Here is an 8,249-nt window from a genome sequence, read left to right as displayed (position 1 = left end):
GCGTTACAGGTCCTAAATGAATCCCCGAAGTGGGATCCCAGATTTTAAATGACGTCTCTAAAGATACATTGTCGGCTGAGGTAATCGGTTTTTCAGTTCTTACAATATATTTCAGTGCTTCAATATTATCTGCAGTAATCGCTGTGTTTCCTACAGGCTTAAGATTTTTATCAAAAAATTCGTATTTAGCATTTTTATAATTTTGCAAAATCATCGAACTGCTGATAAAATGCTCTTTTTCAACATTAGATTTGGTAAGGATAACCAAAGTGTTGGGATTTTTATTAACCTTGGCAAAAGAATCGAGGTCAACAAGCTCTGAAGTTGCGAAAATCTTTACCGGAATATCCTGAGAATTTACTTTTAAAGTTCCGTCGGATAAACCATCTTTGTAGTATTGCGAGAAAAAGCACTGAGAGATCAATGCAAATGCCACAAGATAAGTTCGGAAGAGAATAGTACTCATTTTTATTTGTTTATTATTGAATATTTATTTTTTTGGAGGAACGGRATCATAGCCGCTTCCGCCCCAAGGATGACATTTTGAAATTCTTTTTACACCGAGCCAAAATCCTTTAAAAATACCGTGAACCTGCAGAGATTCTACCATGTAATGCGAACAGGTAGGCTCATATCTGCAATTCTTGGGAAGTAAAGGCGAGATAAACCATTGGTAAAATTTAATGAGAATTACCAAAGGTGAAGTGATGATTTTGTTAAATGAAAGTTTCAAAACATTGCAAAAGTAGGGTAAAAAATTGAAATTTAGTTTAAATTTGTTTGAAGTTTAAGACTGTAAACTGATGACCTTCTAAATAAATCAAAAGCTTTTGCAGATTCTGTTTACTTTACTAAAATATTTAATTCCAAATACATAAATCTTGAATCACAACACTCCTTTAGCAGAAAGATTAAGACCAAAAACCTTAGATGAAGTTTTGGGGCAGGAGCATCTTACCGGTGAAAAAGGTACTATCCGGAAAATGCTGGAAAATGATACCTTAAATTCTCTTATTCTTTGGGGACCTCCCGGAACCGGAAAAACAACTTTGGCTGAAATTATTTCAGAGAAATCGGGAAGGAAGTTTTTTAAACTTTCAGCAGTTTCATCGGGCGTGAAAGATGTGCGCGACGTGATAGAAGACGCCAAAAAACAAAACCTTTTTTCAGGAAAATCGCCGATTCTTTTTATTGACGAAATTCACCGTTTTAATAAATCTCAGCAGGATTCTCTCCTTCATGCCGTAGAAAAAGGCTGGGTGGTTCTCATTGGTGCGACTACAGAAAACCCAAGTTTTGAGGTAGTTTCTGCATTGCTTTCCAGAAGTCAGGTGTATATATTGAAAGCTTTGAGCTATGAAAAGCTGGAAGAGCTTATTGATATTGCATCCAAAAGATTTAATAAAGATGAAAATACTGATTTTATAATTAAAGAAAAAGAAGCTTTCATTCAATATTCTGGTGGTGATGGCAGAAAGCTTATCAATTCTGTGGAATTGGTGCTGAATCAGTTTAAAAACTCGGGTAATAAAGAGATTTCTAATGATGATGTGATGTCTGTTCTTCAGGAAACGATGGCACTTTACGATAAAAATGGCGAACAGCATTATGATATTATTTCGGCTTTCATCAAATCGATGCGCGGAAGCGATCCGAATGGCGCAGTTTATTGGTTGGCAAGAATGATTGCAGGTGGAGAAGATATTAAATTTATTGCCAGAAGAATGTTGATTTTGGCTTCTGAAGATATTGGTCTTGCCAATCCGAATGCTTTGGTAATTGCCAATAACTGTTTTCAGGCGATCAATGTCATTGGAAATCCTGAAGCGAGAATTTTGCTGAGCGAAACAGCTATTTATCTTGCGGTTTCTCCAAAAAGCAATTCGGCTTATGCGGCAATCAACGAGGCATTGGCTTTTGTGAAGAAAACCGGAAACCTTCCCGTTCCTTTGCATCTGAGAAATGCTCCTACAAAACTGATGAAAGATTTAGATTACGGTAAAGAGTATAAATACGCCCATTCTTTTGAAGGGAATTTTGTAGATCAGGATTTTTTGCCGGAAGAAATAAAAGAGGTGAAATTTTACGAGCCAGGAAATAATGCCACAGAAAAGAAAATCTACGACGAGCTTAAGAAAAAATGGAGTAACAAATATTAATCATAAAAAACGGATGCTCTTCTGAACATCCGTTTTTAAAATATAATTTGATTTTTATTTTCTTGTGGTAGTGATGAATACCGATTTTACACCATTGTAGTCTTTTACTTCTACCTGCTGTGCAATTTCTGCGTATATCCTCATATTGGTATCCTTAAATTCATATCCTTCGATGATTACAGGAGTATCTTTAGGAAGGTTGTTTTGCTCGTTATATTGCGATAAACTTAGGTTGTCTAACGGGCCTACATTGTTTTTAAACTTCACCTCGGTAAGACCTTGATCTGCAATAAAGCTGAATTTTTTAAGTTTTTGAGGTAAATTGGAAGCTTTATAAGCCTGTGTACTTTGTACATATTCTTTCTGGTTTTCAAACAACGTCGTTGTACCTACCATATCTCCCAAAACAGCAAATTTTACCTTCGTATTTTTTTGAGCAAATAATGTTGCAGAAGCAAAAATCAATAGGGAATATAGAACTTTTTTCATAGTTAATAATATAAGTGTTAAAAACGTGATAAATATACTTACTTTTTATAAAATATCAAGTAAAATTTTAAAATAATTGTAAAATATTGATGGATAATAGTTTTTGAAGGTATTCTTAATATCTTAATCGGCAGAATTTTCGTTTTTTTCTACCAGATTTTTAATGATATTCTTAAATTTTTGAAACATAAATGAACTGAGCAGCAAAATAACACCCAGAATAATAAAAGCAATAATTCTTGAAATATTATCCATTTGCCAGACATCATAAAGGTATAATTTTAGAATAGTAATGCCGAGCAAAGCAAAACCAATTTTGTTGAGCTCCGGAATATTTTTTTGAAGACCAGCAAAAATAATTACACAAGATAAAACTGCCCAGATAATAGGAAGATACAGTGTGCAAAAATGTTCCTGCAGCTGAAAAATGCTTTTGGAAGTTGCATTATTTGAGAAAATATAAATCCTGTAAAGCTCAAAACTTACAGAAAGAACACATATAAATAAAACCATCCAATAACCGGTTTTCCGTTTTAAAAATGTCGATTTCGGAATTTCTTTTATCATTAAATACAGAAGCGGCAACAAATACATCAGATAAACCCAATAAAAACTTTGCTTAACTTCTTTGGTGACTACAACATCTACAATCTGTGAAGTTGAAATATGGGCAACAAACAGAAATAATAAACCGTAGATCATGTAATTTTCCAAATCATCGGAAATACCAATTTGTTTCTTTATGATTAATAATAAACTTACAAAAACGATACTGTACAAAAAGCTATAGGTGAAAATTACAACGAAATGCTGCGAAGAAATTTGATAAATCAGTTCAAATAAAATTGAAAAGTAAATCACACCAAAACATAGAATTTTAAAAGCATTTTCAAAAAACTCGGTGTCGCTTTTTTCTTCAGACTCTTTTTTCAGTAAAATTAAATTAAAAAAGCAAGCTGCAATCACGACCAGGCTCGTCAGAAAAACAGGATTGAAAATTACGGTTAAATGCTTTTCAATATGAATATACTCAGTCCAGGTTATCATTTGAGATAAAATAACCAAAGGAAAAAGCAGGTAGAAAAATATTTTGAAAATATCGTGATTGGTCTTTTTCCAGATGTACAGCAGAAGAGAAGCTTCTATCGCCCAAACGCTCGTGATGAGGTGGGTTTTAAACTGTAACGCCACCGCCAAAGTGAGAAGGCTGATTCCGATTCCTGCAAAAACTGAATAATTTCTTTCCGTTTTTTTATTTTGATATTCCCTGAAAGCAAAAATGATATTAATAATCAATCGTCCAGAAATAAAGATAAACTGCCGTGAAAATAAAGGCGATCCAGCCTACGCTTTTCCAGTTTTTTAAGTACACGGTAACCAGCATTCCGATATTTAAAAGAGATAAATAGGTAAAAAGGAAAACATAGTTGCTTTGTCCGGTACTGATCATCAAAGGTGCAAGAAAACCACCAAATAAAGAAAAAATAATAAGCGTCTCACTATTGTAACGGTAAGAAAGAAAAATTGAGAGCAGTGTAATTGCGCAAATAATGATGAATGCTGTATTCTGCGCAAACAAATGATATTCTCTGAATGCAATGGTCGTTGTGAAATACAGCACAGCAATTCCGCCACCTGTAACGATGGAGGAAAAAATACTGTAATTTTTCCGGATAAAATGAGCAACAATAATGAGAATAAACCCAGCCAGAAAACCAATTCCCATTCTTGCATTTTCGCCGATCCAGTTTTTATCGATGGCATATTTTACAAAATATCCTATTCCTAAAACTAATGTGAAGATACCAACAATGGTAAGAATATTATGTTTAATAAAATCAAAAAGCGGAGCAAGCCAGTCTTTTTTAGGTTCTGAGTCTTCTTCAGTGTTTTCAGGTTTTGCAGTTTGCTCAAACCCGGTTCTTTCATTGTCTGAGATTTCGGGTTTAAAGATTTCTGTGGAACTCTGAGCGGGTTTTTCAATATTAATTTTATCTTTTAATAGTTCATCAATTTTCTGTTCCAGAATTTGAATCTTTCTGTTCAGTTTTTGATAGATGATTACGAAAAGTAGTATTAATATCGTGATAAGTACATAAACCATTGTTCTGATTTAATATCAAATATAACGATTTGAAAAGTTAACCAATAAAAAATCTTAAAACATAATTGATTTTTTAGCCTTTCCAGTTTTCTTCAATCAGCTCCATTAAAAAATCGGGACACTTCATTAGTTTTCTGGTTTCAGAATTTAAAAAGAAAAGGGTAGTAGATGCTTCGGTAATTTTATGTCCTTCCTCGTTGTAAATTTCATACTCAAATTCAATTTTCACTCCCGGAATTTTTCTCATAAAAGTGTGAATTTCTAATTTTTGGTCGTATAGTGCTGGTTTTAAATACTTAATTTTATAATCAGAAACAGGAAGCCAGATTCCCTGCTTTTCAATCTCGTCATAAGAGATCCCGATGCTGCGGAAAAGTTCTACGCGGCCCAGTTCAAAATAGGTTGCGTAATTGCCGTAATAGACATATTTCATGGGATCCGTTTCTGCGTAACGTACTCGTAATGAGTGTGTTGAATGTATCATTTTTAGCGCTTAATTATACATACAAATATATTTTTAAATAATCAATATGCGAAATATTTTTTTTTGAAAATAAAAAATGAGACCTTTGTCTTCCTCCTAAAAACAACTAACCAAAGAATAATCAGGGCATAAAAAATGGATGAAAATTTAATGATGATTTGGCAGAAGTGCCTTCAGTTTATGAGAGATAATCTCAACGCAGCTGAAGATAATTCTGATCTTAAAAAGCTTGAAAAATCTTTCGATTTGCTATTCGATAAAGTACAGCCAATTTCATTGGTTGACAATAATCTTACGTTGATGGTTCCGAGCGATTTTTATAAAGAATATATTGAAGATAACTATCTGTCATTGCTTTCTGCTGCCCTGAAGAAAAACATTGGTAAAGGTGTTAAACTTTGGTATTCGGTAATGGAAAATAAGCCGAGCGGTTTAGAAAAACCCGTTACCATGAATATGAAAGGAAAAACGGTTCCCACTCCGAAAGTTCAGGAAACCATGCCTCAAGGATTTTCTGGAAATATTGTAAACCCTTTTGTGGTTCCGGGAATCAAAAAAGTAAATATTGATTCTAATCTTAAAGCCGATTTTTCTTTTGACAATTATGTAGAAGGGGAAAGCAACAAATTTGCTTCTACCGTTGCAAGATCAATTGCAAAAAGACCGGGAGCAACTGCTTTCAACCCTTTGTTTTTATATGGAGGTTACGGTGTTGGTAAAACGCACTTGGGTCAGGCTGTAGGTCTGGAAGTGAAAAGCCAGTTTCCGGATAAAGTGGTTTTGTATTTATCTTCAGAAAAATTTATCCAGCAGTTTATTTCAGCGGCGAAAGCTCATAAACAGACAGAGTTTGCCAATTTTTATCAAATGGTGGATGTTCTGATTATTGATGATATTCAGTTCCTGTCAGGGAAATCTGCAACACAGGACAGCTTCTTCCATATTTTCGATTATTTGCATCAAAACGGAAAGCAGATCATCCTTACTTCAGATAAAGCTCCGGTTGACATTATGGATATTCAGGACAGAATTGTTTCCCGATTCAAATGGGGACTTTCTGCAGAAATCAAATCTCCGGATCTTGAAACAAGAAAGAAAATCATTGAAGATAAACTGAGCAGAGACGGTATTGTTCTTACCGATGATATGCTCGATTTCCTTGCTGCGGAAGCAAAAACCAACGTAAGAGAACTGATTGGTGTGATCAACTCGGTAATTGCATATTCCACGATTTACAAATCAGATTTAAGCCTTGAATTATTAAAAGAAACAATCAATAAAATTGCGGCTAATCAGAAAAAGATTATTAATATTCCTTATATTCAGGAGGTTGTTTGTGATTATTTCGGAATTAAAAGAGAACAGCTTTTATCTAAAACAAGAAAAAGAGAAATCGCTCTTCCGAGACAATTGGCAATGTATTTCGCAAAAGAATTTACCAATGCTACGTTTACCAAAATCGGTGAAGAAATGGGCGGTAAAGACCATTCAACTGTGATGTATGCCTGCGAAACGATCAAAGATGTTTCTAAGATCGATAAAGAAATTAAAAAATATGTAAAAGAATTAACAGAGAAAATCAAACATTAATTCTGTACAAAACATTTATAGAAAGGGGAATAGGCATATTCTCCTTTTTTTATTTAGTTTTGTATATAAAGAAATTTTGAAAACTGTTTGAGCTAATTTAACTGCAAAATATTTAACATAAAGGCACATTAGATTTTAATTCAAAAGTTGAAAATATTTAGAACACATCAGAGAAAATCAAAGATTTTCAAAAACTTATGTGTTCTTATATCTGTAGTAAAAATAAACTCTTTGTGACTTATGTGTCTATTAAAGATTTTTGAATTTGTGGTTTTAAGATAGACTATAAAATTCAAATAATTTTTAAATAAATTAAATTTTAAATAATATTGAAATGAAAATTTTAATGGTCTGTCTCGGAAATATTTGCAGAAGTCCTTTAGCAGAAGGAATTATGAGATCAAAACTTCCAGGAGATTTTATTGTAGATTCGGCCGGAACTATTGATATGCACCAGGGAAGCAATCCTGACAAAAGATCGGTGAAAACCGCTTCCAAATACGGGATAGATATTTCCAGACAAACTTCAAGACCCATTACGACAAAAGATTTGGATGATTACGATAAAATTTATTGTATGGATTTGAGTAACTTTAAAAATGTGATTTCAATGGCTCAAAATGAAGAGCAGAGAAGCAAAATTTCGTTATTGATGGAAGCTGCGGGTCTCAATCATGCTTCAGGCGAAGTTCCCGATCCTTATTGGGACGAGATCGACGGCTTCGAAAAAGTTTACCATCAATTAGACGAAGCCTGCGACAGAATCGCCAAAAAACTTCTCATTCAAAAATCTACAATTAATAATTAACAATTAATAATTAAAAAAATGCTCTTCCTACTTCCCGCATATCTTTCAGAAAATACATCCATCAGTCATTTTTCGCCTGTCGTAAAAGATTACATTATGCAGACCGATTATTTTTTTGTTGAAAACGAAAAAACAGCAAGAAAAGTGGTGAAGTTTTTTGCACCTGAAAAAAAACAGTCAGATCTGAAGCTTTTTTTGCTGGATAAATACACTGAAAATGCAGATATTAAAGAAGCACAGGAACTGATGCTTAAAGGTCAGGATTTTGGTTTGCTTTCCGAAGCCGGACTTCCATGTATTGCCGATCCAGGAAATTTAATGGTAAAATGGTGTCACGAAAAAAACATTAAAGTTATTCCTATTTCGGGACCGTCGTCTATTATTTTAGCTTTGATTTCGAGTGGTTTTAACGGACAGGAGTTTACATTCAACGGATATTTACCTATTGATAAAAGTGAAAAGAAAAAGCAGATTTTGCATTTGGAATCGATGGTTCAGAAAACAGGTTATTCTCAGATTTTTATGGAAACGCCTTACAGAAACAATGCACTTTTTGAAGATTTGACCAAATTTTTGTCACCCAATACAAAGCTTTGTATCGCTGCGAATATCAAT

The 8,249-nt window shown here is 33.6% G+C and carries 9 protein-coding genes and 1 pseudogene; 4 read left to right on the top strand and 6 right to left on the bottom strand.

The features are described 5' to 3' along the window. Both AB4Y90_RS15905 and yidD read right to left on the bottom strand, forming a co-directional pair. Positions 1-466, bottom strand: a pseudogene (locus tag AB4Y90_RS15905) (prolipoprotein diacylglyceryl transferase); the annotation flags it as partial. A 24-nt stretch (positions 467-490) separates the two neighbouring features. Next, entirely contained in the window at positions 491-733 is a 243-nt protein-coding gene (yidD, locus tag AB4Y90_RS15900) for a membrane protein insertion efficiency factor YidD (RefSeq protein ID WP_441558559.1), read from the bottom strand. 148 nt (positions 734-881) lie between these two features. On the opposite strand from yidD, the gene AB4Y90_RS15895 reads away from it, so the two are divergent. Then, positions 882-2,159, top strand: coding sequence for a replication-associated recombination protein A (locus AB4Y90_RS15895; RefSeq protein ID WP_441558558.1), 1,278 nt, complete (start codon positions 882-884; stop codon positions 2,157-2,159). 54 nt (positions 2,160-2,213) lie between these two features. On the opposite strand, the gene AB4Y90_RS15890 is transcribed toward AB4Y90_RS15895, so the two are convergent. From AB4Y90_RS15890 to AB4Y90_RS15875, 4 genes are all read right to left on the bottom strand, one after another. After that, complete coding sequence (locus AB4Y90_RS15890) at positions 2,214-2,648, bottom strand: hypothetical protein (RefSeq protein WP_441558557.1); 435 nt, start codon at positions 2,646-2,648, stop codon at positions 2,214-2,216. 123 nt (positions 2,649-2,771) lie between these two features. Beyond that, positions 2,772-3,944: a DUF2339 domain-containing protein gene (locus AB4Y90_RS15885; protein WP_441558556.1), complete on the bottom strand. Its 1,173-nt coding sequence runs from the start codon at positions 3,942-3,944 to the stop codon at positions 2,772-2,774. Continuing rightward, positions 3,934-4,752 carry a DUF2339 domain-containing protein gene (locus AB4Y90_RS15880; protein WP_441558555.1) on the bottom strand — a complete coding sequence of 273 codons (819 nt, stop codon included), beginning with the start codon at positions 4,750-4,752 and terminating at the stop codon, positions 3,934-3,936. Before AB4Y90_RS15880 ends, AB4Y90_RS15885 begins: the two co-directional genes overlap by 11 nt. Before the next feature lie 73 nt (positions 4,753-4,825). After that, on the bottom strand, positions 4,826-5,236 hold the full coding sequence (locus AB4Y90_RS15875; protein ID WP_441558554.1) for an acyl-CoA thioesterase: 411 nt from the start codon (positions 5,234-5,236) through the stop codon (positions 4,826-4,828). A 135-nt stretch (positions 5,237-5,371) separates the two neighbouring features. On the opposite strand from AB4Y90_RS15875, the gene dnaA reads away from it, so the two are divergent. From dnaA to AB4Y90_RS15860, 3 genes are all read left to right on the top strand, one after another. Continuing rightward, on the top strand, positions 5,372-6,826 hold the full coding sequence (gene dnaA, locus AB4Y90_RS15870; protein WP_441558553.1) for a chromosomal replication initiator protein DnaA: 1,455 nt from the start codon (positions 5,372-5,374) through the stop codon (positions 6,824-6,826). 334 nt (positions 6,827-7,160) lie between these two features. Further along, the gene (locus AB4Y90_RS15865) at positions 7,161-7,634 is read left to right on the top strand and encodes a low molecular weight protein-tyrosine-phosphatase (RefSeq protein ID WP_441558552.1); all 474 of its coding nucleotides are present in this window, start codon (positions 7,161-7,163) and stop codon (positions 7,632-7,634) included. Between the two features lie 18 nt (positions 7,635-7,652). Next, positions 7,653-8,249, top strand: a 597-nt coding sequence (locus AB4Y90_RS15860; protein ID WP_441558551.1) for an SAM-dependent methyltransferase, incomplete at its 3' end; no start/stop codon positions are given.

The sequence above is a fragment of the Chryseobacterium sp. 2TAF14 genome (assembly GCF_052115105.1).
Lineage (GTDB): Bacteria > Bacteroidota > Bacteroidia > Flavobacteriales > Weeksellaceae > Chryseobacterium.
This window is presented reverse-complemented; position numbering and strand designations above follow the sequence as displayed.